Below are 24,887 nucleotides of genomic sequence, written 5' to 3' on the forward strand. Positions count from 1 at the left end.
TCGGTAGCTTCAGCTGCCGGTGCCGCGGTAGGCGCGCAGCCCGGCCCGCCAGGCGAGCCCGGCGGCGGCGACGCAGAGCGCGGCGGCGAGCGGGGAGGCGTACTGGAAGGCGGTGGGCAGGCCGAGCGGGTCGGGCCGGCCGAGGACGTGCAGGGCGGGCAGCCAGTTGACGAAGGCCAGCGGGACGCCGAAGACGACGCCGGCCACCAGTTCCTTGGCGAAGATGGTCGGCGGGTAGTGCAGCAGGGTCGCGCCGCCGTAGGTGAAGGAGTTCTGGATCTCCTTGGACTCGCCCCACCAGAACTGCACGGTCGCGCCGCCGACGTAGATCGCACCGAAGATGACGCTGCCGCAGACCAGCAGGGCGGGCACCAGCAGCACGCGGTCCCAGGTCCAGTGGACGTCCAGGGTGGCCAGTGACCAGGCGAGCACCGCCAGGGCCTGGATGGGGCGGCCGAGCCGGCGCAGCGAGAAGCGTTCGGCGCACAGTTGGGCGAGCGCGGGCGCGGGCCGGATCAGCATGGTGTCCAGCGACCCGTTGACGATCCGCACGCCGAGGCCCTCGACCGAGCCGACCAGCAGGTTGGCCACGCCGAGGGCGAAGGTCGCGGTGCCGTAGAGGAAGGCGATCTCCGGCAGTCGCCAGCCGCCCAGCTGGTCGGTGTGCCGGAACATCAGCACCAGGACGACGAAGTCCAGCGAGTGCGTGGCCAGGCTGGCCACCAGGTTCAGGGCGAAGGAGGCCCGGTAGGCCATCATCGAGCGCATCCACATCCGGGCGCACAGCCACCAGGAGCGGACCGCCCACGCGGTGCGGGGCACGATCGGCTCAGCCACCCTGCACCACCACCTTGCGGGTCGCCAGCCACTGGGCGCCCCGGCCCGCGGCGAGCAGGGCGACGGCCCAGGCGAGTTGGAAGCCGAGCGCGCCGAGCAGGCCGGTGCCGGTCGAGCGCTCCAGGAAGACGTCGGTCGGCACCTTCACCAGCGCCGCCCAGGGCAGCACCGCGGCGAGGTCGCCGAGCAGGCCGGGGAAGAGCACGATCGGCAGCAGCATCCCGGAGAAGAACATCGAGACCACCAGCATCACCGAGCGCACCCCGTCCGAGTCGTGCAGCCAGAAGCCGGTGATCGAGACCAGGAAGCGCAGCCCGAAGCTGACCACCAGCGCGAGCAGCACCGAGAGCAGGAAGACCGCCCAGGTCAGCGGCTGCTCGGGCATCCGGGTGCGGAACACCAGGGCGCCGACCAGCAGCGGCACGGTGCCGCGGACCAGCAGTTGGAAGGCGGCCCGGCCGAGGTCGGTGGCCAGCCACCAGCCCTGGAAGTCGACCGGGCGGTAGAGGTCGACGGCGATGTCCCCGCTGCGGAAGCGGTCCTGGAGGTCGTCCTGGAAGCCGCCGCCCCACACCGCGACGGTGACCAGCAGGGCCTGGCTGACCCAGATGTAGGTGACGGCCTGGCTCTGGTCGTAGCCGCCGAGGCTGGGGCGGGCCTGCCAGAGGGCGAGGAAGGAGGAGGCCAGGATGATGCCGAAGACGGTGTTGGTGAAGGTGCCGGCCACGGTGGCGGCCCGGTAGGTGGAGTAGCGGCGGAAGGCGCCGCGGGCGACGGCCGCGTAGAGCCCGAGGACGGGGAGCGGCCCGGTGGGATCAGGAGGGCGTGCGGTCCGCGTCTCCGGGGGCGCGAGATTCAGCATATTGTCTCCTTGTCGACAAATACGGGCAGGTGGATGCCCGCCGACGTCCGCGCACACCCCAGCGGCTCCGACCGGCCGCACCCGGGGGTACCGGGCCGAACGCGCGGAGCTGACGGAACTGGGTGCGCTATGCGAGTGCGCCACGTGAGGCGCTACCTGGTTTGCACCTTTCACCGTAGCGCCGAGGACCAGCCGCCGCACCCGGTTTCCCCGAGCACGCCAACCCCCCGACCAACCCCTGATCGGCCATCAAATAGCACATAATCGCGGCATGACCTTGAGCACCCGACGCCAGGCCAAACGAGCCGCCCGCCGCGCGGCCCGCCGAGCCCTCCCCCGCTGGCGCCGGCTCCTGCCCACCTGGCGCATCACGCTCGGCGCCCTCACCGCCGCGCTCCTGCTCACCGTCGGCGCCTTCGCCGTGCTCTACGTCATCGTCCCGGTGCCCGATCCCAACGCCCACGCCGTCGCCCAGAACAACATCTACCTCTACGCCGACGACACCACCGAGATCGCCCGCACCGGCGCCGTCAACCGCACCGACGTCACCATCGACCAGATCCCCCCGCAGACCCAGCACGCCGTCGTCTCCGCCGAGGACCGCACCTTCTACCGCAACCGCGGCATCGACCTCAAAGGCATGCTCCGGGCCGGCTGGAACACCCTCACCGGCAAGGGCACGCAGGGCGGCTCCACCATCACCCAGCAGTACGTCAAGAACTACTACCTGACGCAGGACAAGACCATCGAACGCAAGGGCCGCGAACTCTTCATCGCCCTCAAGGTCGACCAACAGCGCGACAAGCCCGAGATCCTCGCCGGCTACCTCAACAGCAGCTACTTCGGCCGCGGCGCCTACGGCATCCAGAGCGCCGCCCACGCCTACTACGGCGTCGACGTCTCCGCCCTCACCCTCGCCCAGGGCGCCTACCTCGCCTCCCTCCTCCAGGCGCCCAGCAGCTACGACGTCAAGACCGCCACCCCCGCCAACCGCGAGAAGGCCATCGCCCGCTGGCACTACACCCTCGACGGCATGGTCCAACTCGGCTTCCTCACCGATGCCGAACGCACCGCCACCACCTTCCCCGAACCGATCGACCCCCAGCCCGCCACCGGCCTCTCCGGCCAGGCCGGCTACCTCGTCGGCGTCGCCGACGACTACCTCGTCTCCGCCGGCATCATCGACACCGCCACCCTCAAGGCCGGCGGCTGGCGCATCACCACCACCTTCGACAAGCCCAAGCAGGACGCCTTCCACAAGGCCGTCCAGGACGAACTCACCGACGAACTCGACCCCCAGCGCCGCCCCGCCACCGACACCGACGTCCGGGTCGCCGGCGCCTCCGTCGAAGCCGCCACCGGCCGCGTCGTCGCCATCTACGGCGGCCCCGACTACGCCAAACAGCCCTACAACGACGCCCTGCGCCAGGACAACCAGATCGGCTCCACCTTCAAACCCGTCGACCTCGCCGCCGGCCTCATCGCCCAGCACACCCTCGACGGCCGGCAGATCACCCCCGACACCCGCTACGACGGCACCAGCGAACGCCCCGTCACCGGCGGCCCCACCCCCTACGCGCCACCCAACGAGGACGACGTCGACTACGGCAACATCACCCTGCGCTACGCCATGGTGAAGTCCGTCAACTCCGTGTACGCGCAGGAGGGCGTCGACGCCGGCCTCGCCCGCGTCCGCGACACCGCCGTCAAACTCGGCATTCCCGACAGCGTCCGCGGCATGGACCCGGCCAACACCTCGATGACCCTCGGCACCGCCACCCCCAGCGCCCTCGACCTGGCCGGCGCCTACGCCACCCTCGCCAACCACGGCCAGGCGAACGCCCCGTGGTCCGTCCTCAAACTCGCACGCGTCCACACCGGCGGCGCCGTCGACGCCCCCAAGATGCCCGACCACACCCCCGTCGACGCCATCGACCGGCCCTACGCCGACACCGTCACCGACGTCCTGCGCGACGTCATCGGCCCCCGCGGCACCGGCGCCGCCGCCCTCGACCTCGGCCGCCCCGCCGCCGGCAAGACCGGCACCACCGACTCCAACCTCTCCGCCTGGTTCGCCGGCTACACCCCCGAACTCGCCACCACCGTCGGCCTGTTCCGCGAGAACCCGAAGACCCACGCCAAGGAACCACTGGCCGGCACCGCCGGACTCGCCCGGATCAACGGCGGCACCTTCCCCACCCGGATCTGGACCGCCTACATGAGCGCCGCCCTCGACGGCACCGCCACCCAGCAGTTCGACCTCCAGACCGGCCGCGACACCCCCGCCCCCGGCTTCAGCCCCAGCAACAGCGCCACCACCACCCCCAGCCCCACCGCCACCACCCCCACCACCGGCGGCGGCAGCAGCGAGGAACCCCCCAGCAGCACCCCCGTGCCCGACACCCCCACCCACGCCCCCAGCGCGCCCGCCCCGCAGCCCACCACCACCCAGGAACAGCCCAGCCCGCAGGCACCCCAGCCCACCGCCACCCAGGAGCAGTCCAGCCCCACCCCCCGACCCACCCAGACCCGGCCCACCCACCCGACCACGCCACCCAGCACCACCGGCGCCGCCACCAACCCGGCGACGAGCGCGACACCACCGGCCCAGCGAGCCACCCCGCCCGCCCAGTGAGCAACCCCCCGAGCGGTGAACCACCCCGCCGGCCGGTGAACTACCCCGCCACCAACTCCCGCTCCAACGGCGACCGGAACCGCGGCGTCACCCGCACCTCCCCCAACCAGCCCGCCAGACGCGCCGCCTCCGCCGCGATCGCCCCCTCGGCCTCCGCCCCCACATCACCGAACAGCCGCCACACCACCTCACCGTCCGGCCGCTGCGCCCAGCCGCCCACCACCCGGCCGCACCACCACACCGTCGGCCCGGCGTTGCCCGCCCGGTCGAACAGCGCCGGCACGTCCTCCGGCCGCAGGTACCAGTCCCGCCCCCGCCAGCCCATCACCGTCGGATCCAGCCCCGGCAGCAGCGCCGCCCACGGCTCCGGCTCCGCCACCGGCCCGGCGTCCCCCGGCAGCACCAGCGCCGCCGCCCCGCCCGCCAGCTCCACGTCCTCGGCGCCCACGTCCGCCAGCGCCCGGCGGGTGTCCCCCAGCGTCCAGCCCGTCCACCACTTCACGTCCTCGACGGTCGCCGGGCCGTACCCGGCCAGCCAGCGCCGCACCACCTCCGCCTTCGCCTCCCGCACCGGCGCCTCCGGCCACTGCGGCACCGGCGCCCACGGATAGACGTTGCTCAGCCACGACCCGCGCGGGCGGCCCCGCCGCACGTGCCCGTCCGCGGCCAGCAGCCGCAGCAGCCGACTGCCCACGCTCTGCCGGTTCTCGTACGGCTTGCCCTCCGACATCAGCATCGTCTCGCGCAACTCCGGCACGTCGTCGCCGAGTTCCTTCGTCGTCGCCTCGCCGCGCCGGGCCACGGCGGCCAGCACCGCGCGCTCCGCCCCGGCCAGCCGCGCCTCGTCCCAGCCGTCCGCGTGGTCCCGCAGGTGCTTGAGCAGCGTCGCGCGCTCCCTCGCCGCGATCGCCCGCGCCGTCGACGAACTCACGTGCGGCGCGAAGCCCTCCGTCACCGCGAACAGCGTCCGCCGCATCGACAGCAGCTTCACCAGCGTGACGTCCTCGTACAGCGCCCGGTCCACCTCCGCCACCGACGGCTCCACCAGCCGCGCGCACGCCGACAGGTACACCGTCGCCGGGTCCGACGCGTGCAGCCCCACCAGCGCGTCCGCCACCTGCTCCACCCGCGCCACCCGCACCGACGGCGCCAGCAACTGCCGCCGCCCCACCCGGGCCCGCCGCTCACCCTCGCCGATCACCGGCACACGCCTCGTCATGCCCGGACCCTAGCCCCCACCACCGACAGGCCCGGACGCAAGGAGCCGGCCGGGGCACCGCCCCGACCGGCTCACGCCACGTCCGTGCTCAGAGGTTCAGAGGTAGAGCCCGGTCGAGCCCTCCGTGTCGCCGAAGCGGGTCGCCGCCACCGCGTGCAGGTCACGCTCGCGCAGCAGCACGTAGGTGGCGCCGCGGACCTCGACCTCCAGCTTGTCCTCCGGGTCGTACAGCACCCGGTCGCCCGGCTCCACCGAGCGGACGCTCTGGCCCACCGCGACGGCCTCCGCCCAGGTGCAGCGCTTGGACAGCTCCGCGGTCGCGGGGATCAGGATGCCGCCGGTCGAGCGGCGCTCGCCCTCGCTGCCCTCGATCCGCACCAGCACGCGGTCGTGCAGCATCCGGATCGGCAGCTTCTCGCCCAGCCGGTCGTGCCGCGCCGCCTCGTACTCGGGTGCGGCGGAGGAGGCCTGCGGGGTCGGTTCGTCGTTCGTACTCACGGTCCCGAAGGTACCGCCCCCGGGCGCGCGGCGTGACGCTGGCCCGGCATGCGGGAAGCCGCGGCGCCCGCGGGGCCGGACACACACCCGGGCCCGGGCACACCGAAGGCCGGACGCCTCCCGCGCCCGGCCCCCACCCCGTGCCCGTTCAGCCCTTGCGGCGCTTCCGGGCGGAAGCCACCAGCAGCAGCACGCCCACGCCGACCAGCGCGGCCGGGACGATCCGCTCCGTGCGCGGCTGCCCCTTCTCGTCCACGAACTGCGCCCGCACCTTCTCCACCACGCCGTTGGCGGCCACGTACGCCCGGCCGGCCTTCTCCTCGACGGCGGCCACGGCCTTCGCCTTCACCTGGGCGCTGATCGTGCTCGGGTGGACGCGCACGGCCAGCTCGTCCAGGGTGGCCGCCAGCTGGGTGCGGGTCCGGGAGATGTCCGCCTCGATCTGGGCGGTCGTCCGCGCCGACTTGTCCTTCGTGCTCGCCTCGCCCACTCGGGCCACCCCATTCACTTGCTGATGTTGTCCTGTGCGACTGACCCAGTCTGTCAGTTGCCGAGCAGGGCCGCGCGACCCCACCCACCATCGGGGGTAAGTTTGCCGTGCTATGACCGCCCGCCCCAGCAACAGGAGATTTACCCGTGAGTGAGCGTCTCCAGCCCGGCGACACCGCGCCCGCCTTCAGCCTGTCCGACGCCGACGGCAACCAGGTGTCCCTCGCCGACCACCTGGGCCGCAAGGTCATCGTCTACTTCTACCCGGCCGCGCTCACCCCCGGCTGCACCAAGCAGGCCTGCGACTTCACCGACAACCTGGAGGTCCTCGCCGGCGCCGGCTACGACGTCATCGGCGTCTCCCCGGACAAGCCGGAGAAGCTCGGCAAGTTCCGCGAGGCCGAGAACCTCAAGGTCACCCTGGTGTCCGACCCGGATCACCAGGTGCTGGAGGCCTACGGCGCCTACGGCGAGAAGCAGAACTACGGCCGCACCTACGTCGGCGTGATCCGCTCCACCGTGATCGTGGACGAGCAGGGCAAGGTCGAGCGCGCACTGTACAACGTGAAGGCCACCGGGCACGTCGCCAAGCTGCTGCGCGACCTCAAGGTCGAGACGGCCTGACGCTCGAAGGCCTGGCGCTCGACGGCCCGGCACCTCGCTCGCCCGGCACCTCGCTCGCCCGGTGCCTCGCTCGCCCGGCACCTCGCTCTCCCGGCACCTCGCTGAACGAAGCGGTGGCGGCACACCCCCCGACCGGGTGCACCGCCACCGCCGTCTCTCACCTCAGGGCGCCGTCAGCAGGCCCCGAGGTCGCTCCAGACGCCCCACGAGCCGCTGGCCGCGGGGTCGTCGCCCTTGGTCCACCACTTGTTCTGGTAGTAGTGGCCCTTCCACGACACCTTGGTGGTGGCCGCGTAGGTGGTGCCCGCGTCCCAGCTCGGGGCGGCCGTGCAGGCCCCCGTCGTCGGGGTGGCGGTCGCGGTGGCCGTCGCGGTCGGCGAGGCCGTGGCGGTGGGCGAGGCGGTCGCCGTCGGCGAGGCGGTCGCGGTCGGCGAAGCGGTGACGGTCGCGGTCGGCGTCGGGGTCGGGGTCGGCGTGCCGCCGTCCACCGTGCCCCGGGTCAGGTCGCCCTTGAGCCCGTACAGCGTGCCGTTCACGTTGACCGTCCAGTTCGACGGGGTCGAGACCGGCAGGTAGTAGACGAAGTCCAGGTCCACCGAGGCGCCCGGAGCCAGCGACTGCCAGCCCGGCAGCTTGACCGACACCCGGTTGTAGGTGCCCTTCAGGCCGCCCACGTTGCCCGGACCGGGGTTGTCCTGCCGGATGACCTGGAGGCCGAAACCTGACTGGTCCTTGGCGTTGCCCGGAGCCGAGTTGCTGTAGTCGAACTGGAACTCGGTGCCGCCCGGCAGGGTCGTCGTCGAGTTGTTGACGATGTGGATCTTCGGGTTGATCGGGTAGTTCGAGTCACCCAGCGCGAAGTTGGTGAACGACACGTCGATCGGCAGGGTCTGCTGCGGCAGCGAGACCGTCGAACGGGTCGCGCCGTACGGCGTGGCCGCCTTGAACTTGTCGTACATCAGCGAGGTCAGCGTCGAACCCGGCACGTACTCGCCCTTGCCGCCGTTGGCGCTCGCGTCCCACTTGTAGTCGCCCGCGAGCTCCCAGATCATCGCGCCGCCGGCGCCCTGGTTGACGATGTAGTCCGCCTTGGCACCCACCGACTGCTCGTCCTCGGTGGAGAGGAACACCTTCTTGGTGTCGTTCCACAGCCACGGCGCCACCAGGCTGCTGCTGTAGTTGCGGGCGTAGGTGCCCTGCAGCGCGGTGTCCTTCACGCCGTACTTGGCCAGGTAGTCGGGCAGGATGCCCTTCTCCAGGTTCTTCGCGTGCCACATCGGGTTCGACCCGGCCGGGGACTCCTTGCCCGCGTCGTCCTTGTCGTTCCAGATGTTGTCGATGCCGACCGCGCCGTCACCGCAGGAGGTCAGGCCGGAACCGACCGGGCAGGTGGTCGCCGCCGCGGTGCCCCACAGGCCGCTGGTGCCGCCCGTGACGTTCTTGAAGCCCCGGGTGTAGTACGGCAGGCCGACGTTGATCCGGCCGCCCGGCATCGCACCGCGGAAGTAGTGGTACGACCAGTCGGCGTTCAGGTAGCCGATGCCGCCGTACTGGCCGGTGCCGTACACGTTGGCCGCCGCCAGCTCGCCGTCCTTGCCGTCGTCGAACAACGAGGCGTTCGGGCCGACGTACTTGTTCCAGGCGCCGTGCAGGTCGTACGACATGATGTTGACGTAGTCCAGGTACTGCGCCACCTGGAAGGTCTCCATGCCGCGCAGCAGGTAGCCGGACGACGGGGCCGCGACCGACAGCAGGTAGTGCCTGCCGTCGGCGGCGCCGGCCCGGTCCAGGTTCTCGCGCAGCGTCTTCATCAGCGCCGCGTAGCCCTTCGCCAGCGAGCCGCGCTTGGAGTTGGCGAGCTGCCAGTCCAGCGGGTTGCCGGCGTCCTTCATCGAGGTCGGGTACTCGTAGTCGACGTCGACGCCGTTGAAACCGTACTTGCGGATGAAGTCGACGGACGAGGCGGCGAAGGTGTCGATGCCGGCCTGGTTGACGCTGCCGTCCGGGTTGACGGTCATCGAGTAGAAGCCGCCGGAGTTGACGCGCTTGCCGTCGTCCCCGAAGTAGCCGCCGGTCTCGGTCCAACCGCCCACCGAGATCAGGGTCTTGACGTTCGGGTACTGCTTCTTGAACTTCGTCAGCAGATTGAAGTGGCCCTTGTAGGGCAGCGTCGGGTCCAGCTCGGCGCCGGGCACGCCCGGGAAGGAGATCCCGGTGGCCTCGTTGGTCGGGCCGTCGGTGCCGACGGAGAGCTTGTTGTCACCGCCGACGTGGCCGAACGCGTAGTTGAGGTGGGTGACCTTGTCCCAGGGGATGTCGTTCACCAGGTAGGGCTGGTCGCCGTTCTTGCCGGTGCGCCAGCCGGTGAAGTAGCCGATGATGCGGCGCTGGTGGTCCGCGCCCATCTTCTCGCGGCCGCCGGTGTCGTAGACCGAGCAGTACGGGACGTCCACCCCGGGCGTCTGGTATAGGCCGTCGGGGCGACAGGCCCCGTTGTCGACGGTCGCGGACGCCTGCGAGGGCACCGCGCCCAGCGTCGACAGCAGCAGACCGGCCAGACCGGCCGCCGCCAGCGCGACCGCGCCCGCCCGGGCAGCCGGGCTCTTGCGGCGGAGTGCGGCGGTGGGACGCCGCTCCGCCGTGTTTCGGATCAACACTCGGTCCTCCGGGAGAGAGTGTCGGCGCGTGCCTGTGGGGGAGCACGCACGTGGGGGGATTGCAATTGGCGCCGAAGCTATGTGGTCTGAACCACATAGGTCAATAGGTCTGTACCAATTGGTAATCAAATCCCCAACCCCGCCGGTCACTCCACCGACGGCAACAAGTCACCCCTTGGCCGAAACCCCGTCACCCCGCGACCGAACGCCCCCACTGAACCCGCCGCCGAACCCGCCGCCGACCCCCTCGACACCACCGCCCGCCCGCGTCCGGGACGGTGCCGCACCGGAAAGGACGGTGCCCCGGCACGGGCGAAGCCCTAGACTAGAGGCCATGCGGCCTTGGCGGAATCGGCAGACGCCCGGGTTTTAGGTGCCCGTGGGAGAAATCCCGTGAGGGTTCAAGTCCCTCAGGCCGCACTAGCCTTAGATTCGAAGGCCCGCCCCGGAATGATCCGCGGCGGGCCTTCGGCGCTCTCCGACCGGCCGTCAGCCCAGGAGGTCCTTGACGACCGGGGCGAGGCCGCGGAAGGCCAGGCCGCGATGGCTGATGGCGTTCTTCTCGGCGGGGGTGAGTTCGGCGCAGGTGCGGGTCTCGCCGAGGGGCTGGAGGATCGGGTCGTAGCCGAAGCCGCCGTCGCCGGAGGGGGCGGTGCGCAGGGTGCCGAGGAGGCGGCCCTCGACGACGCGCTCAGTGCCGTCGGGGAGGGCGAGGGCGGCGGCGCAGAAGAAGTGGGCGCCGCGGTGCGGGTCGGAGATGTCGGAGAGCTGGGCGAGCAGCAGGTCGAGGTTGGCACGGTCGTCGCCGTGCTTGCCGGCCCAGCGGGCGGAGAAGATGCCGGGGGCGCCGTTCAGGACGTCGACGCAGAGGCCGGAGTCGTCGGCGACGGCGGGCAGGCCGGTGGCGCGGGCGAGGGCGTGAGCCTTGAGGAGCGCGTTCTCGGCGAAGGTGACGCCGGTCTCCGGGACGTCCGGGATCTCGGGGTAGGCGTCGGCGCCGACGAGTTCGACGTCCAGGCCGGCCTCGCCGAGGATGGCGCGGAGTTCGGCGACCTTGTGCTGGTTACGGGTGGCGAGGATCAATCGGGTGGACATATCGCCCACCCTATCGGCAGCCGTCCCGGCGTCAGCCGGTGCAGACCGAGGTGAGGTTGCCGGCCGCGTCGCCGAGCGGCTTGAGGTCGGGGACCTCCTTCTTGTCGACGGCCTGCTGGACCTTGTCGGCCTGCTTCTGCAGGTCGGCGACGGCCTTGGCGACGTCGGTGTTCTTGGAGTTCTTGCCGACCTGGTTGAGGTCGGTCCTGAGCTTCTCCAGCGCCTTCCCGGCGGCCGCCGAGTCGTTGCTCGCGTTGCCGTAGGCGCTGGTGACGTCGGCGAGGTCGCCGGTGATCCTGACCGCGGTGTTGCCGCAGTCGATCGCCTTCTGGGCTGCGGAGCAACTGACCATGCTGAGCGGGAGGATGGCGATCAGGCCGGCCACGGCGAGGGCGGCGGGGCGGGCGATGCTGGACGGCATCCGGTCCTCCTGTGGGGCGCGCGGGTTCCGTGGGACGGGACGCGCGCCGGGGGGTGCGCGGTTCCCGCAGCAGGGGTGCTGCGGGAACCGTACGGGCTTCGGGCCCGGCGTGTACAGCGGCCCGTACGGCTGCGGGTACATCCGGGTCCACGGCGCCGTGGGCCGAACCGGTTCAGGCCTCCAGGGCCTTGCGCTGGATCTCGTCGAGCTCGGCGCAGCCCAGGGTGCCGAGGTCGAGCAGGCGGTCGAGCAGGGCGCGGTCGAAGGGGGCGCCCTCGGCGGTGCCCTGCACCTCGACGAAGCGGCCGTCGGAGGTGCAGACGATGTTCATGTCGGTCTCGGCGCGGACGTCCTCCTCGTACTGGAGGTCGAGCATCGGGACGCCGTCGATGATGCCGACGCTGACGGCGCTGACGCCGCCGGTGATGGGCTGGCCCTTGGCGCGCAGGAGCTTGCGGTCGCGGGCCCAGGCGACCGCGTCGGCGAGGGCGACGTAGGCGCCGGTGATGGCGGCGGTGCGGGTGCCGCCGTCGGCCTGGAGGACGTCGCAGTCGAGGACGATGGTGTTCTCGGCGAGGGCGCGGTGGTCGACGACGGCGCGCAGCGAGCGGCCGATGAGCCGGCTGATCTCGTGGGTGCGGCCGCCGATGCGGCCCTTGACGGCCTCGCGGTCGCCGCGGGTGTTGGTGGCGCGCGGGAGCATGGAGTACTCGGCGGTGACCCAGCCTTCGCCGCTGCCCTTGCGCCAGCGGGGGACGCCCTCGGTGACGCTGGCGGTGCACAGCACCTTGGTGTCGCCGTAGGAGATGAGGACGGATCCTTCGGCGTGCTTGCTCCAGCCCCGTTCGATGGTGATGGGGCGGAGCTGGTCGGGGGTGCGGCCGTCGATGCGTGACATAGGCACTGAGCGTAGTCGCTCGGAGCGGGTGTTCCGGGTGCGCCTCGGCCCGCCGGGGTGCGGCTGGGCGCCGCTCCCCGGCTGCGCTCGGCGCCGTCCCCGGGTGCGCCTCGGCCCGCCGTTCCCGGGTGGGGCGGCGGGCCGGGGGTGGGGTGAGCCCGGTGGCTCAGCTCACATCATGTCCTCGATGTCAGCGGCGATCGGGTCGGCGTCGGTGCCGATGACGACCTGGATGGCGGTGCCCATCTTGACGACGCCGTGGGCGCCGGCGGCCTTGAGGGCGGCCTCATTGACCAGGGAGGCGTCCTTGACCTCGGTGCGAAGGCGGGTGATGCAGCCCTCGACCTCTTCGATGTTGTCGATGCCGCCCAGACCGGCGACGATCTTCTCAGCCTTGCTGGCCATCTGATTTCTCCCTCTGTCTCGGCCCGCCGGCCGCTCTGCCGGGTGCCGTCCTGCGCTGTACTGGGGTGTCCGCCGACCCGTGGCCGGCGTGGTCGGTACCGGTGCTGACGCGGGTTCAGCCGCGGTCGCGCCGCCGGGCAGCGCGACCAGCATCACCTGCTCCGGTCCGATCTGCCACGTTAGTCCACTTTTGGCCCATTCCGGCGCGCACGGTCCCGACCGCCACCAGAGGATGACGAGCAGCGGGCTCGTGCCCGGAGTGCGGCCTGCGTCCCAAAGTGGTCTACACCAATATATGTGTACTCCGATGAACGCAGAAAGGACCCCGGGTGTTCCGGATCCCCGCCCGGGGGTCCCGCCGGGGGCCACCGGCCGGCAACTGCTCTCGGAGGGCGAAGGATGAGTTCGGCAGGCGCCACGGCCCCGCAGCGCGTGTGGTGGCACACCTTCTACGGCGGCCTCCAGAAGATGGGCCGCTCCCTGCAGCTCCCGGTGGCGGTGCTCCCCGCGGCCGGCATCCTCAACCGGCTCGGCCAGCCCGACGTCTTCGGCAAGGACGGCCTCGGCTGGACCGACGTCGCCAAGGTCTTCGCCTCGGCCGGCGGCGCCCTGCTGGACTCCTCGTTCGGCCTGCCGATGCTGTTCTGCGTCGGTGTGGCGATCGGCATGGCGAAGAAGGCGGACGGTTCCACCGCGCTGGCCGCCGTGGTGGGCTTCCTCGTCTACTACAAGGTCCTGCACGCGTTCCCGGAGAGCTGCAAGAACGGGACGGTCCTGGTCACCGACGCCTGGACCGGCCAGTGCGTGGACTACAGCTCGGCCAAGGCGGCGGCCGCGACGTACCAGAACCCGGGCGTCCTGGGCGGCATCCTGATCGGCCTGATGTCGGCCTGGCTCTGGGTCCGCTTCCACCGCACCAGGCTGGTTGACTGGCTGGGCTTCTTCAACGGCCGCCGCCTGGTGCCGATGATCACCGCGGTGGTGGGCCTGGCCACCGCCTGCGTGGCGCTCTGGGTCTGGCCGCCGATCGGCCGCGGGCTCAACGACTTCAGCCAGACCCTGGCCGACCTGGGCGCGGGCGGCGCCGGCATCTTCGGCCTGTTCAACCGCGCGCTGCTGCTGATCGGCATGCACCAGCTGCTGAACACATTCGTCTGGTTCCAGTTCGGCGAGTTCATCAAGCCGGACGGCACCATCGCGCACGGCGACATCCCGCGCTTCCTGGCGGGTGACCCGACGGCCGGCCAGTTCCAGTCCGGATTCTTCCCGATCATGATGTTCGCGCTGCCCGCCGCCGCACTGGCGATCGCGCACTCGGCGAAACCGCACCGCCGCAAGGAGATCTACGGCCTGATGCTCTCGGTCGGCCTGACCTCCTTCGTGACGGGCGTCACCGAACCGCTCGAGTACTCCTTCGCCTACGTCGCCCCGGCCCTGTACGGCGTGCACGCGCTGCTGACCGGCGCCTCGATGGCCGTCACCTGGGGGCTCGGGGTGCACGACGGCTTCAGCTTCTCGGCCGGCCTGATCGACTACGTCATCAACTGGGGGCTGGCCACCAAGCCGTGGCTGATCATCCCGATCGGGCTCTGCTTCGCCGCCGTGTACTACGCGCTCTTCCGGTTCATCATCGTCAAATTCAATCTGAAAACACCCGGGCGGGAGGACGAGAGCGAGGTCGAGGACGTCACCAAGGTCTGAAACCGAGCGTCACCGGGCAGCACCCGCAATGGCCTCCGGACCCGACGGTCCGGAGGCCTTCGACATTTCCGGAAAGGACCAAATGCCCGGGCGGTAAAACAATTCCGATATGCGCCCCGGGGATTCCCCGGCGGGCCGTCAGCCGTGCCGGGCGGGGCCGGGGCGACCCGCACCGCCCGGCCGCCGGGCCACCGGCCGGGGGCACCGCGGGGGTGGGGAAAGTCCGCCGCCGCCCGGCCCGGGCGGTGGCCGGCAATCGGCCGCCACCGTTTCCCCGCCGGCCCCGACCATGCGCCGCGGGGGTCGGAAAGCCGCGGATTGGCCGAAGCCGGACGGGGTGGGGCCCGGACTTCTCCCGACCGCCGGCCGTCCGTGATGTCCGACACCCCGGTGGGCCCCTTCCCCACCGCCCGCCGCACCCGGCCCGGACCCCGGCAGCGGACACCGGAGCTCCGGAGGCCGCCTCCGCCCGGACACCGTCGCGTCCGCCCGTGAACCCCGCCGACCCGACCCCCGTCCGCGCACCGCCGGGCCCGCGGCGGACCCCTGACGAGGCCTCGGCGAGGCCTCCGGACGGGGCCGGGTCTTTTTGTTGCGCAAATAGCCAAAATCCCAATCACGGCGGGTAATCATGATCGTCGTTCCGCAACTAGGTTTCGATTTCATAGCGCTTCCCGGCAGGGGCGCTTTCCGGGGTTCCCCCCCTTCTCCACCCGTGCTACAAAACTGGTCTACACCACACGTGGTGTAGACCAGTTCGCGGTTCGGCCCCCTGTGCCCCTCCCCCGACCGCCATGCCGTTAGGAACCCACCCCAATGAGTCAGTCAGCGCAGGCACCGGCGCCCGCCACGGCTCCGGCCACGCCCAGCCCCGCCAAGAAATTCGGCCAGAACCTGCTCCAGGGCCTGCAGAAGATCGGCCGCAGCCTCCAGCTGCCCATCGCCGTGCTCCCCGCCGCCGGTCTGCTGATGCGCCTCGGCCAGGACGACGTGTTCGGCAAGGACGGCCTCGGCTGGGACAAGGTCGCCGCGGTGTTCAACACCGCCGGTAGCGGGGTCTTCGACAACCTGCCGCTGCTGTTCGCGGTGGGTATCGCGATCGGCTTCGCCAAGAAGGCGGACGGCTCCACCGCCCTCGCCGCCCTGGTCGGCTTCCTGGTCTACAAGAACGTGCTGACCGCGTTCCCGATCACCAAGGGCCACATCGCCGACGGCAAGTGGGTCGACCCGACCTACCAGAACCCGGGTGTGCTCGGCGGCATCGTGATCGGCCTGCTGGCCGCCGTGCTGTGGCAGAAGTACCACCGCACCAAGCTGGTCGACTGGCTCGGCTTCTTCAACGGCCGCCGTCTGGTGCCGATCCTGATGGCCTTCGTCGGCACCGGCATCGGTGTCCTGTTCGCCCTGACCTGGGGCCCGGTCGGCGACGCCATCAAGAGCCTGAACGACACCCTGATCGGTGCCGGCGCGCTCGGCGCGGGCGCCTTCGGCCTGGTCAACCGCGGTCTGCTGCCGGTCGGCATGCACCAGTTCGTGAACTCCTACGCCTGGTTCCAGACCGGTGACTTCACCAAGGCCGACGGCACCATCGTGCACGGCGACATCCCGCGCTTCTTCGCCGGCGACCCGACCGCCGGCCAGTTCATGTCCGGCTTCTTCCCGATCATGATGTTCGCGCTGCCCGCCGCCGCACTGGCCATCGCCCACGCCGCCAAGCCGCACCGCCGCAAGGCCATCACCGGCATGATGGTCTCGCTGGCGCTGACCTCCTTCGTCACCGGTGTCACCGAGCCGATCGAGTTCGCCTTCGTCTTCATCGCCCCGGCCCTGTACGTCATCCACGCGGTGCTCACCGCCGTCTCGATGACCGTCACCTGGGCGCTCGGCGTGCACGACGGCTTCACCTTCTCCGGCGGCCTGATCGACTACGCGCTGGCCTGGAGCAAGGCCACCGACCCGTGGCTGATCATCCCGATCGGCCTGGTCTTCGCCGCGCTGTACTACTTCCTCTTCCGCTTCGCGATCACCAAGTTCGACCTCAAGACCCCCGGTCGCGAGGACGACGACGAGATCGAGGACGTGACCAAGGCCTGAGGCCCCGCCCGTCCGCACTCCACGACCCCGCCCCGCCGCTGCTCCCCCAGCGGCGGGGCGGGGTCGTCGTGCGTCCCGCCCCGGGGCGGCGGGAACGGCGGTTGACGAACCGGCGCAGGCACTGGTCAACTGAAGCCGTGAACGCGTCCTGCCCGCTGGTGACCCGCAGCCACATCGACTTCGGTCGCGTGTGGTCCGCGGCGTGTCGCGGCTGAGCCGACCGTTCCCCCCGCCGCCCGGCTGACCTCCCGCCCGGCGCCGTTCCTCCCCTCCCGCCCGCACGGGCCCCGCCCGCCTCCGGGCCGCCACCGCGCACCCGCGCGCGGCCGTACGCACCCGCACACCCCCTGTGCGCGTTCGCCGGCGTCGCCCGCACGCGTCCGCACGAGGAAAGTCAGGCCTCAGCATGCCCCGCCAACTGCACCTCTCCGCCGCCCTGGACAGCCCCGGCCACGTCGACGCCGGGCACTACGCCGCCCTCGCCCGCCTCGCCGAGCGGGCCACCCTCGACTTCGTCACCCTCGACGACTCCTTCACCCCCGAACCGCGCCGCCCCGACGCCCTCGCCACCCTCGCCCGGATCGCCCCGCTGACCGAGCGGGTCGGACTGGTGCCCACCGTCACCACCACCCACACCGAGCCGTTCCACACCTCGATCGCGGTCAACACGCTGGACTGGGTGAGCCGGGGCCGGGCCGGCTGGCTGGTCGGCGTCTCCGCCACCGAGGCCGAGGCCAAGGCCTTCGGCCGCCGCCCGACCGCCCCCGCGGACGCGCTCTGGGCGGAGGCCGCCGACGCCGTCGAGGTCGCCGCCCGGCTCTGGGACAGCTGGGAGGACGACGCGGAGATCCGCGACACCGCCACCGGGCGGTTCATCGACCGCGACAAGCTGCACTACGTCGACTTCGAGGGCCCGCACTTCTCCGTCCGCGGGCCGTCGATCACCCCGCGCCCACCGCAGGGCCGCCCGGTCGTCGCCGTCCCGATGTCCGCCGTCGACCTCGCCCCGTACGCCTCCCCCGGCGGTCGCGCCCGGGTCGCGGCGGCGATCCGGTACGCCGACGTCGTCCTGCTGGACGCCCCCGACCACGCCGCCCGGCTGGCCGCCGCCACCGAACTGCGGCTGCGCGCCGGCGAGCACCTGCGCATCCTCGCCCGGACCGACGCCGCCCTGCCCGACGACGCCGCGGCCGACCGCCTGCTCGCCGACCTCGCCGCGATCGGCACCGGCGTCGACGGCTTCCACCTCGTCCCCGCCGAGCCCGAACGGGACCTGGCCGCCCTCGCCGAACGGGTCGTCCCGGTGCTGCGCGCCCAGGGGCTGTTCCGCGCCGGGTACGCGGCCGGCCGCACCCTGCGCGACCACCTCGGCCTGGCCCGCCCGGCCAGCCGCTACGCCACCGACGCCGCCACCAACACCGCCGCCACCGCCGCCCCGTCCGCCGCCGCTCTCGCCGAGGTGACCCGATGACGGACCGCCCGCTCAAGCAGATCCACCTCGCCGCGCACTTCCCCGGCGTCAACAACACCACGGTGTGGAGCGACCCGGACTCCGGCAGCCACATCGAGTTCGACTCCTTCCGCCACCTCGCCGAGACCGCCGAGCGCGGGAAGTTCGACTTCTTCTTCCTCGCCGAGGGCCTGCGGCTGCGCGAGAACAAGGGCCGCATCCACGACCTGGACGTGGTCGGCCGCCCCGAGTCGATCACCGTGCTGAACGCGCTGGCCGCCGTCACCACCCGTCTCGGGCTGGCCGGCACCGTCAACGCCACCTTCAACGAACCGTACGAACTGGCCCGTCGGTTCGCCTCGTTGGACCACCTCTCCGGCGGGCGCGCGGCCTGGAACGTGGTCACCTCCTCGGACGCCTTCACCGGGGAGAACTTCCGCCGCGGCGGCTACCTCGACCGCGCCGACCGCTACACCCGGGCCGCCGAATTCGTGCAGCTCGCCCGGGAGTTCTGGGACGGCGGAGCGGAGACCGTCCGGCACAGCGGCCCGCAGTTCGAGGTCGAGGGCCGGCTCTCGCTGCCCCGCCCGCCGCAGGGCCACCCGGTGGTCATCCAGGCCGGGGACTCCGACGAGGGCCGGGAGTTCGCCGCCGCGACCGCCGACGTCGTCTTCAGCCGGCACTCCACCCTCGCCGACGGCCAGGCCTTCCACGCGGACGTCAAGCGCCGGCTCGCCGCGTACGGCCGCAAGCCGGACGAGCTGAAGATCATGCCCGGCGTCACCTTCGCCCTCGGCGACACCGACGCCGAGGCCGCCGAACTCGCCGCCGAGGTCCGCCGGGCCCAGGTCGGGCCGCAGACCACGATCGCCTTCCTGGAACAGGTCTGGGGCATCGACCTGTCCGACCACGACCCGGACGGTCCGCTGCCCGCCGCCGACCCCGACCCGGACAGCGCCCTGGCCCAGGGCCGGGTCCGGATCGGCGACCCGTCGGCCGTCGCCGCCCGCTGGCGGGCGCTGGCCGCCGAGAAGAAGCTCACCAGCCGCGAGCTGGTGATCGAGGTGACCGGCCGGCAGTCCTTCATCGGCTCCCCCGCGACGGTCGCCGAGCGGATCGACTTCTTCGTGCAGAACGACGCGGCCGACGGCTTCATCCTCGTCCCCCACCTGACCCCGGGCGGCCTGGACGCGTTCGTCGACCGCGTGGTGCCGCTGCTCCAGGAGCGCGGGGTGTTCCGCACCGACTACAGCGGGACGACCCTGCGCGACCACCTCGGCCTGCCGCTCCCCGGCCGACGCTGAGACGGCCGACGCCGAGCCGACCGGCCCGCCCGCCCGCCCGCCCGCTCAGATCCGGTACACCGCACCCGCCCGGGCGACCTCGACGGGGCCCGGGTACGCGGCGGCGGCGTCGCGGCGGTTGTGCTCGGCGTCGGTCCACGGGGGGATGTGGGTGAGGACGAGCCGGCGGACGTGGGCGGCGGCGGCGTGCTCGCCGGCCTCCCGGCCGTTGAGGTGGACGGCCTGGTAGGTGTCCCGGCCGTCGATGTAGGCGGCCTCGCAGAGGAAGAGGTCGGCGTCGCGGGCGAGTTCGACGAGTTCGGCGCTCTCGCCGGTGTCGCCGGAGTAGACGAGCGCGCGGCCGTCGTGTTCGAGGCGGAAGGCGAAGGCGTCGACGGGGTGGTTGACCTGGGCGACCTCGATCCGGAACGGGCCGAGGTCGAAGGCCCCGGGGGTGAGGGTGTGGAAGTCGAAGACCTCCTTCATCCCCGGGTTCTCCGGCATGTCGTAGGCGCGGGCGAGCCGTTCGGCGGTGCCGGCCGGGCCGTAGACGGGCATCGGGTCGGGGCAGCCCTCGGCGCGGTAGTTGCGGGCGACCCAGTAGGCGCACAGGTCGACGCAGTGGTCGGCGTGCAGGTGGCTGAGCAGGACGGCGTCGACCTCGTAGATGTCCACGTACTTCTGCAGGGCGCCGAGGGCGCCGTTGCCGAGGTCGAGCACGACGCGGTAGCCGTCGGCCTCGACGAGGTAGCTGGAGCAGGGCGATTCGGCGGACGGGAAGCTCCCCGAGCACCCCACCACGGTCAGTTTCATCCGAGCCCCTCCGCCCCGACACGTCCTGGCTGCTGCTGGAAAACGGCAGGCCGGGCCGGTGGAACCGGCCGGTAGCACTGCTTCGCGTGTCGAGAGTAAGGGCGGAGCGGCACTTTGCCCCCGTCCCCGTGCCGGGCTGTGGCTGGAATCACCAGAACGCCGGGGCGGGGGCGGTGCCGTCCGTTCGGGTGCCGTCGGGTCAGCGGTGGCGGGGGCGGTTGCGGGCCCAGGCCTTGATCGTGTCGGGGTACCAGCGGGGGTGGCCGCCGGCGTCGAGGACGTCCGGGTCGGGCAGCAGCCCGTGCCGCCGGTAGTTGCGGACGCTCTCGGCCTGCACGTTGATGTGGCGGGCGATCTCGGCGTAGGACCACAGCTCGGAGCTTCTCCCCACGAGGCACCTCCGGAGGGGCGGGGCGGGCGTACGTGAGGCAGCCTGTCCGGGCGTCGGCGACTCTTCACCACGGAACGGGCACCGTGGTCATTCCGTGACGAACCGGGAGCCTGGTGCGGACAAATGCCCGGCCGTCCGGGCACTCACGGTGGTGGGGGCCGCCATGGGCCCGGTACGGTTCGCGCCATGAACAGTTCGACCGGGGTCTGGGTGGTCCTGGCGGTGGCGGGCGTCGCGCTGCTGGCCGCCGTCGTGGGGGCGCTGGTCCGGCGCACCCGCCCGGCGCCGCGACCGGCCGGTCCGACGGCTCCGCGCCCGCGCCAGGCGGCCAAGGGCCGTCCGGGGCCGCAGCCGCAGGAGATCTGGTGGGCGGAGGTCCCGTTCGAGGACGGCCCGGGGTCGAAGGACCGCCCGTGCCTGGTGCTGCGGGTGCACGGCCGCACCGCGACCGTCGCGAAGATCACCAGCAAGCACCACGCCGAACGCCCGGGCGTGCTGCCGCTGCCGCCCGCCTTGGTGGGCGACCGGCAGGGCCGCACCAGCTGGCTGGAGACCGACGAGCTGCGCGAGGTGCCGCTGTCGGCCTTCCGCCGCCGGGCCGGCACGGTGGACCGGCAGGTCTGGTCCCGCGCGCAGCAGGCCCTGCAACGCGGCTAGGCCCGGAGCTGGCCCTCCAGCACCGCTGGGGCTCTCAGGCCCAGAGCTGCCCCTGCAGCGCCTCGACGGCCGCCTCGGTGGTCTCCGCGGTGTAGATGCCGGTGGACAGGTACTTCCAGCCGCCGTCGGCGACCACGAACACGATGTCGGCGCGCTCCCCGGCCGCCGCGGCCTTGCGGCCGACGCCGATCGCGGCGTGCAGGATCGCGCCGGTCGAGACGCCCGCGAAGATGCCCTCCTGCTGGAGGAGTTCGCGAGTGCGGCGGACGGCGTCCGCGGAGCCGACCGAGAAACGGGTGGTGAGCACCGCGGCGTCGTACAGCTCGGGGACGAAGCCCTCGTCGAGGTTCCGCAGCCCGTACACCAGGTCGTCGTAGCGGGGTTCGGCGGCGACGATCCGCACGCCGGGGACCTTCTCGCGCAGGTAGCGCCCGACGCCCATCAGGGTGCCGGTGGTGCCGAGTCCGGCCACGAAGTGGGTGACGGTCGGCAGGTCGGCGAGGATCTCGGGGCCGGTGGTGGCGTAGTGGGCGCCCGCGTTGTCGGGGTTGCCGTACTGGTAGAGCATGACCCAGTCCGGGTGCTCGGCGGCGATCTCCTTGGCGATCCGGACGGCGGTGTTGGAGCCGCCGGCGGCCGGCGAGGGGATGATCTCGGCGCCCCACATGCGGAGCAGTTCGCGCCGTTCCTCGCTGGTGTTCTCGGGCATCACGCAGACCATCCGGTAGCCCTTGAGCTTGGCGGCCATGGCGAGCGAGATGCCGGTGTTGCCGCTGGTGGGTTCCAGGATGGTGCAGCCGGGGGTGAGCCGGCCGGCGGCCTCGGCGCGCTCGATCATGTGCAGCGCCGGGCGGTCCTTGATCGAGCCGGTGGGGTTGCGGTCCTCCAGCTTGGCCCAGAGCGTCACCTGCCCGTCGGTGTTGCCGGGGACGGCGGCGGACAGCCGCGGCAGGCGGACCAGCGGGGTGTTGCCGACGGCTTCGAGCGGGCTGTCGTAACGCAAGGGAGGCCTCCGGCCACGGCGGTGGGGGTGCGGAAGGGCGCCCTCCCGCCCGCCGCTGGGCGGACGGGAGGGCGGGAGGTCAGCGGGCTCCGCCGGCCACGGCGGGCAGGATGGTGACGCTGTCACCGTCGGCGAGGGCGGTGGAGATGCCCTCCAGGAAGCGGACGTCCTCGTCGTTCAGGTAGACGTTGACGAAGCGGCGCAGCTCACCGCCCTCGACCAGGCGGGCGGCGATGCCCGGGTGGCGGGCGTCGAGGTCGGCGAAGAGCTCCCCGAGGTTGCTGCCGGTGCCCTCGACGGCCTTGGCGCCGTCGGTGTAGGTGCGGAGGATGGTCGGGATGCGGACCTCGATGGCCATGGGTGCGCTCCTGTGCGAGTCGTGAGGTGGGTGGGCCGCGGCGGGCACGGCGGGGAGGGTGGTCCCGGGGCTCGGCGTCGCCGGCAGGCGGTGGGCACCGGGTGGGGCGGGCGGCTCAGCGCGAACGCGCGGGCGTGCCGGGACAGATCGCACTGGCGAGCCGGCACAGGTCGACGTGCAGGCGTGCCACGAGGCGGGTGCCCGGGGCCTGGTTGCTCACATCGACGGAACGCATGGGCTCATCGTATAGATTCCCCGGCCCGCTCCTCCATGCCCGTCTCGGGATCCGGATGTTCCCGTTTCTCGGGCTGAGACGACACGGGCCCGCCGCCCGCTCGCGGGCGGTCGGCGGGCCGCGCCCAGGTGGGTGCTGGTCAGGCCGGGTGGGCCTCGACGACCTGGACGTCTTCCTCTGTGATCTCGCCGTCCACGATGCGGAACGAGCGGAACTGGAACGGGTCGTCCTCGCCGTTGCCGTCGGCGGTGGAGACCAGGACGTAGTGGGCGAACGGCTCGGAGGCGTAGCTCACGTCGGTGCGCGAGGGGTAGGCCTCGGTGGCGGTGTGCGAGTGGTAGACGATCACCGGCTCCTCGTCGCGGTCGTCCATCTCGCGGTAGAGCTTGAGCAGGTCGCCCGAGTCGAACTCGTAGAAGGTGGGCGAGCGGGCCGCGTTGAGCATCGGGACGAACCGCTCGGGCCGTCCGCTGCCGGCCGGTCCGGCGACCACGCCGCAGGCCTCGTCCGGGTGGTCGGCGCGGGCGTGGGCCACGATCCGGTCGCGGAGTTCTCGGGTGATGGTCAGCATGCGGTCAGGATAGCCACGCCCCGGCGGGTGTCCGCCGGGGCGTCCGGAGCGCGGTCACCGGGTGTCCGCCACCTGGGCGCGGCGGCCAGGTCCCGGCGGTTCAGCCGCCGTTGCGCACGTGCAGGTGGTCGTGGGCGACGCCGTGGGCGGCCCTCGGGTTGCGGCGCTTGAGCACCTGGTAGCCGATCACCAGCAGGACGGCCCAGCCCGGGAAGACGTACAGCGAGATCCGGTTGTCCGCGTCGAACGCGATCAGCACCACGACCAGGGCGAGGAAGGCGAGCGCGGTCCAGCTGGTCCAGGCGCCGCCGGGCGCCTTGAAGGTGGGCGGCGGCAGGTGGCCGGCCCGCCAGGCCTTGCGGTAGCGGATCTGGCAGATCAGGATCATCGCCCAGGTCCACAGGCCGCAGACGGTGGCGACGGAGGTGATGTACTCGAACGCCTTGGCCGGGACGAGGTAGTTGAGCACCACGCCGACGCCCATCAGCAGGCAGGAGAGGGTGATCGCGAAGGCCGGGGTGCGGTGGGTGTTGAGCTTGGTGAGCTGCCCCGGGGCCTGGCCGCGCAGGGCGAGGTCGCGCAGCATCCGGCCGGTGGAGTACATGCCGGAGTTGCAGGAGGAGAGCGCGGCGGTGAGCACCACGAAGTTGATGATGCCGGCCGCGGCCGGGATGCCGATCTTGCCGAAGGCGGCCACGAACGGGCTGACGCCGGGCTGGAACTCGGTCCACGGCACGAGCGAGAGGATGATCACCAGCGCGCCGATGTAGAACAGCATGATGCGCCAGGGCAGGGTGTTGATGGCCCGCGGCAGGGTCTTCTCGGGGTTCTCGCTCTCCCCGGCGGTGACGCCGACGAGTTCGACGCCCAGGTAGGCGAACATGACGATCTGCAGCGTCATCACGGTGGCGCCGATGCCCTTGGGGAAGAAGCCGCCGTCCTGCCACAGGTGGGTGATCGACGCGGTGTCACCGGCCTTGCTGAAGCCGAGGGTGAGCACCCCGATGCCGATCAGGATCATGCCGATGATGGCGGTGACCTTGACCATCGAGAACCAGAACTCGATCTCGCCGAACAGCTTCACCGAGATCAGGTTGGCCGCGTAGAGGATCACCAGGAAGGTCAGCGCACTGGCCCACTGCGGGATGTCGGGCGCCCAGAACCTCACGTACACGGCGGCGGCGGTGGTCTCCGCCATGCCGGTGACCACCCAGAACAGCCAGTACGTCCAGCCGGTCACGTAGCCGGCGAAGGGGCCGAGGAACTCGCGTGCGTACTCGGCGAAGCTGCCGGAGACCGGGCGGTAGGTGAGGAGTTCGCCGAGGGCGCGCATGATCACGAAGATCGCCACGCCGGCGACGGCGTAGGAGAGGATCAGGCTCGGGCCGGACCGGGAGATCGCGGTGCCCGCGCCGAGGAAGAGGCCGGTGCCGATGGCACCGCCGATCGCGATCATCTGGATCTGGCGGCTTCCCAGCCCCCGGTGATAGCCCTCCTCGTCCGGTTTCGCGTCGACCACGTCGTCGTACAGCTGCTCGGCCATGGTGCACCGTCCTGGGTGGGTCTCGTGGGGTGGAGAAGTCGTACCACGCAGGGTTCGGATAGCGGTGTTCATCTGAGCGTTATTTGAGCATGACCTGCTATGTTTTGCCCGATTTAAAGAGAAATGCCCCGGCCGTCCGTCCACATAT

At 72.0% G+C, this 24,887-nt stretch carries 24 protein-coding genes and 1 tRNA gene; 8 read left to right on the forward strand and 17 right to left on the reverse strand.

What is annotated here, in order from left to right; translation table 11 throughout:
- Positions 1 to 9: 9 nt before the first annotated feature.
- Together ACIOGZ_RS20435 and ACIOGZ_RS20440 are read right to left on the reverse strand one after the other, a co-directional pair.
- Positions 10 to 837: an ABC-2 family transporter protein gene (locus ACIOGZ_RS20435; RefSeq protein ID WP_363583732.1), complete on the reverse strand. Its 828-nt coding sequence runs from the start codon at positions 835 to 837 to the stop codon at positions 10 to 12.
- A complete protein-coding gene (locus tag ACIOGZ_RS20440) occupies positions 830 to 1,699 on the reverse strand; it encodes an ABC-2 family transporter protein (RefSeq protein WP_363583734.1) in 870 nt (289 codons plus the stop codon). The genes ACIOGZ_RS20435 and ACIOGZ_RS20440 overlap by 8 nt, the downstream gene beginning before the upstream one ends.
- A gap of 271 nt (positions 1,700 to 1,970) precedes the next feature.
- Here ACIOGZ_RS20440 and ACIOGZ_RS20445 point away from each other — a divergent pair, with 271 nt between their 5' ends.
- Positions 1,971 to 4,334 carry a transglycosylase domain-containing protein gene (locus ACIOGZ_RS20445; protein ID WP_400986661.1) on the forward strand — a complete coding sequence of 788 codons (2,364 nt, stop codon included), beginning with the start codon at positions 1,971 to 1,973 and terminating at the stop codon, positions 4,332 to 4,334.
- Positions 4,335 to 4,374: 40 nt separating this feature from the next.
- Here the strand turns inward: ACIOGZ_RS20445 and ACIOGZ_RS20450 are convergent, their stop codons facing one another.
- The 3 genes from ACIOGZ_RS20450 to ACIOGZ_RS20460 all read right to left on the reverse strand — a co-directional run bounded on the left by ACIOGZ_RS20450 (position 4,375) and on the right by ACIOGZ_RS20460 (position 6,541).
- Positions 4,375 to 5,553, reverse strand: coding sequence for a winged helix DNA-binding domain-containing protein (locus tag ACIOGZ_RS20450; protein ID WP_400986663.1), 1,179 nt, complete (start codon positions 5,551 to 5,553; stop codon positions 4,375 to 4,377).
- A gap of 96 nt (positions 5,554 to 5,649) precedes the next feature.
- A complete protein-coding gene (locus ACIOGZ_RS20455; protein WP_079136310.1) occupies positions 5,650 to 5,952 on the reverse strand; it encodes a co-chaperone GroES in 303 nt (100 codons plus the stop codon).
- 247 nt (positions 5,953 to 6,199) lie between these two features.
- Positions 6,200 to 6,541 (reverse strand): DUF3618 domain-containing protein, encoded by a 342-nt coding sequence (locus ACIOGZ_RS20460; protein WP_063349226.1) that lies wholly within the window; start codon positions 6,539 to 6,541, stop codon positions 6,200 to 6,202.
- A gap of 146 nt (positions 6,542 to 6,687) precedes the next feature.
- Here ACIOGZ_RS20460 and bcp point away from each other — a divergent pair, with 146 nt between their 5' ends.
- On the forward strand, positions 6,688 to 7,164 hold the full coding sequence (bcp, locus tag ACIOGZ_RS20465) for a thioredoxin-dependent thiol peroxidase (RefSeq protein ID WP_063349225.1): 477 nt from the start codon (positions 6,688 to 6,690) through the stop codon (positions 7,162 to 7,164).
- Between the two features lie 173 nt (positions 7,165 to 7,337).
- On the opposite strand, the gene ACIOGZ_RS20470 is transcribed toward bcp, so the two are convergent.
- Positions 7,338 to 9,815: a chitinase C-terminal domain-containing protein gene (locus ACIOGZ_RS20470; protein WP_400986706.1), complete on the reverse strand. Its 2,478-nt coding sequence runs from the start codon at positions 9,813 to 9,815 to the stop codon at positions 7,338 to 7,340.
- A 342-nt stretch (positions 9,816 to 10,157) separates the two neighbouring features.
- On the opposite strand from ACIOGZ_RS20470, the gene ACIOGZ_RS20475 reads away from it, so the two are divergent.
- Positions 10,158 to 10,241, forward strand: a tRNA-Leu gene (locus ACIOGZ_RS20475).
- Between the two features lie 69 nt (positions 10,242 to 10,310).
- On the opposite strand, the gene rdgB is transcribed toward ACIOGZ_RS20475, so the two are convergent.
- The 4 genes from rdgB to ACIOGZ_RS20495 form a co-directional block, all read right to left on the reverse strand.
- Positions 10,311 to 10,916 carry an RdgB/HAM1 family non-canonical purine NTP pyrophosphatase gene (gene rdgB, locus ACIOGZ_RS20480; protein WP_350881208.1) on the reverse strand — a complete coding sequence of 202 codons (606 nt, stop codon included), beginning with the start codon at positions 10,914 to 10,916 and terminating at the stop codon, positions 10,311 to 10,313.
- Positions 10,917 to 10,947: 31 nt separating this feature from the next.
- Positions 10,948 to 11,337 carry a hypothetical protein gene (locus ACIOGZ_RS20485; protein WP_363620061.1) on the reverse strand — a complete coding sequence of 130 codons (390 nt, stop codon included), beginning with the start codon at positions 11,335 to 11,337 and terminating at the stop codon, positions 10,948 to 10,950.
- Between the two features lie 172 nt (positions 11,338 to 11,509).
- Positions 11,510 to 12,235 (reverse strand): ribonuclease PH, encoded by a 726-nt coding sequence (gene rph, locus ACIOGZ_RS20490; protein ID WP_350881205.1) that lies wholly within the window; start codon positions 12,233 to 12,235, stop codon positions 11,510 to 11,512.
- A 171-nt stretch (positions 12,236 to 12,406) separates the two neighbouring features.
- Positions 12,407 to 12,640, reverse strand: coding sequence for a glucose PTS transporter subunit EIIB (locus tag ACIOGZ_RS20495; protein ID WP_063349220.1), 234 nt, complete (start codon positions 12,638 to 12,640; stop codon positions 12,407 to 12,409).
- Positions 12,641 to 13,039: 399 nt separating this feature from the next.
- Here ACIOGZ_RS20495 and ACIOGZ_RS20500 point away from each other — a divergent pair, with 399 nt between their 5' ends.
- The 4 genes from ACIOGZ_RS20500 (at position 13,040) to ACIOGZ_RS20515 (ending at position 19,189) form a co-directional block, all read left to right on the forward strand.
- Positions 13,040 to 14,341, forward strand: coding sequence for a PTS transporter subunit EIIC (locus ACIOGZ_RS20500; RefSeq protein ID WP_400810283.1), 1,302 nt, complete (start codon positions 13,040 to 13,042; stop codon positions 14,339 to 14,341).
- 816 nt (positions 14,342 to 15,157) lie between these two features.
- Positions 15,158 to 16,435, forward strand: coding sequence for a PTS transporter subunit EIIC (locus ACIOGZ_RS20505; RefSeq protein WP_363628120.1), 1,278 nt, complete (start codon positions 15,158 to 15,160; stop codon positions 16,433 to 16,435).
- A gap of 406 nt (positions 16,436 to 16,841) precedes the next feature.
- On the forward strand, positions 16,842 to 17,906 hold the full coding sequence (locus tag ACIOGZ_RS20510; protein WP_400986668.1) for an LLM class flavin-dependent oxidoreductase: 1,065 nt from the start codon (positions 16,842 to 16,844) through the stop codon (positions 17,904 to 17,906).
- The gene (locus ACIOGZ_RS20515) at positions 17,903 to 19,189 is read left to right on the forward strand and encodes an LLM class flavin-dependent oxidoreductase (protein ID WP_400986670.1); all 1,287 of its coding nucleotides are present in this window, start codon (positions 17,903 to 17,905) and stop codon (positions 19,187 to 19,189) included. The genes ACIOGZ_RS20510 and ACIOGZ_RS20515 overlap by 4 nt, the downstream gene beginning before the upstream one ends.
- 45 nt (positions 19,190 to 19,234) lie before the next feature.
- Here the strand turns inward: ACIOGZ_RS20515 and ACIOGZ_RS20520 are convergent, their stop codons facing one another.
- Together ACIOGZ_RS20520 and ACIOGZ_RS20525 are read right to left on the reverse strand one after the other, a co-directional pair.
- Positions 19,235 to 19,981 carry an MBL fold metallo-hydrolase gene (locus ACIOGZ_RS20520; protein WP_350881195.1) on the reverse strand — a complete coding sequence of 249 codons (747 nt, stop codon included), beginning with the start codon at positions 19,979 to 19,981 and terminating at the stop codon, positions 19,235 to 19,237.
- 199 nt (positions 19,982 to 20,180) lie between these two features.
- Positions 20,181 to 20,372, reverse strand: coding sequence for a MarR family transcriptional regulator (locus ACIOGZ_RS20525; protein ID WP_363583755.1), 192 nt, complete (start codon positions 20,370 to 20,372; stop codon positions 20,181 to 20,183).
- A 186-nt stretch (positions 20,373 to 20,558) separates the two neighbouring features.
- On the opposite strand from ACIOGZ_RS20525, the gene ACIOGZ_RS20530 reads away from it, so the two are divergent.
- Entirely contained in the window at positions 20,559 to 21,029 is a 471-nt protein-coding gene (locus tag ACIOGZ_RS20530; RefSeq protein ID WP_400986672.1) for a type II toxin-antitoxin system PemK/MazF family toxin, read from the forward strand.
- Between the two features lie 34 nt (positions 21,030 to 21,063).
- On the opposite strand, the gene ACIOGZ_RS20535 is transcribed toward ACIOGZ_RS20530, so the two are convergent.
- The 5 genes from ACIOGZ_RS20535 to ACIOGZ_RS20555 all read right to left on the reverse strand — a co-directional run bounded on the left by ACIOGZ_RS20535 (position 21,064) and on the right by ACIOGZ_RS20555 (position 24,739).
- Entirely contained in the window at positions 21,064 to 22,032 is a 969-nt protein-coding gene (locus ACIOGZ_RS20535) for a cysteine synthase (RefSeq protein WP_363583759.1), read from the reverse strand.
- A 79-nt stretch (positions 22,033 to 22,111) separates the two neighbouring features.
- Positions 22,112 to 22,390: a MoaD/ThiS family protein gene (locus ACIOGZ_RS20540; RefSeq protein WP_363370276.1), complete on the reverse strand. Its 279-nt coding sequence runs from the start codon at positions 22,388 to 22,390 to the stop codon at positions 22,112 to 22,114.
- 115 nt (positions 22,391 to 22,505) lie between these two features.
- Positions 22,506 to 22,625 (reverse strand): putative leader peptide, encoded by a 120-nt coding sequence (locus ACIOGZ_RS20545; protein ID WP_347878546.1) that lies wholly within the window; start codon positions 22,623 to 22,625, stop codon positions 22,506 to 22,508.
- Between the two features lie 139 nt (positions 22,626 to 22,764).
- On the reverse strand, positions 22,765 to 23,196 hold the full coding sequence (locus tag ACIOGZ_RS20550) for a M67 family metallopeptidase (protein ID WP_363587180.1): 432 nt from the start codon (positions 23,194 to 23,196) through the stop codon (positions 22,765 to 22,767).
- Between the two features lie 100 nt (positions 23,197 to 23,296).
- A complete protein-coding gene (locus ACIOGZ_RS20555; protein ID WP_363587181.1) occupies positions 23,297 to 24,739 on the reverse strand; it encodes an amino acid permease in 1,443 nt (480 codons plus the stop codon).
- Positions 24,740 to 24,887: the final 148 nt, after the last annotated feature.

It is taken from the genome of Kitasatospora sp. NPDC088160, from assembly GCF_044741445.1.
Taxonomy (GTDB): Bacteria; Actinomycetota; Actinomycetes; order Streptomycetales; family Streptomycetaceae; genus Kitasatospora.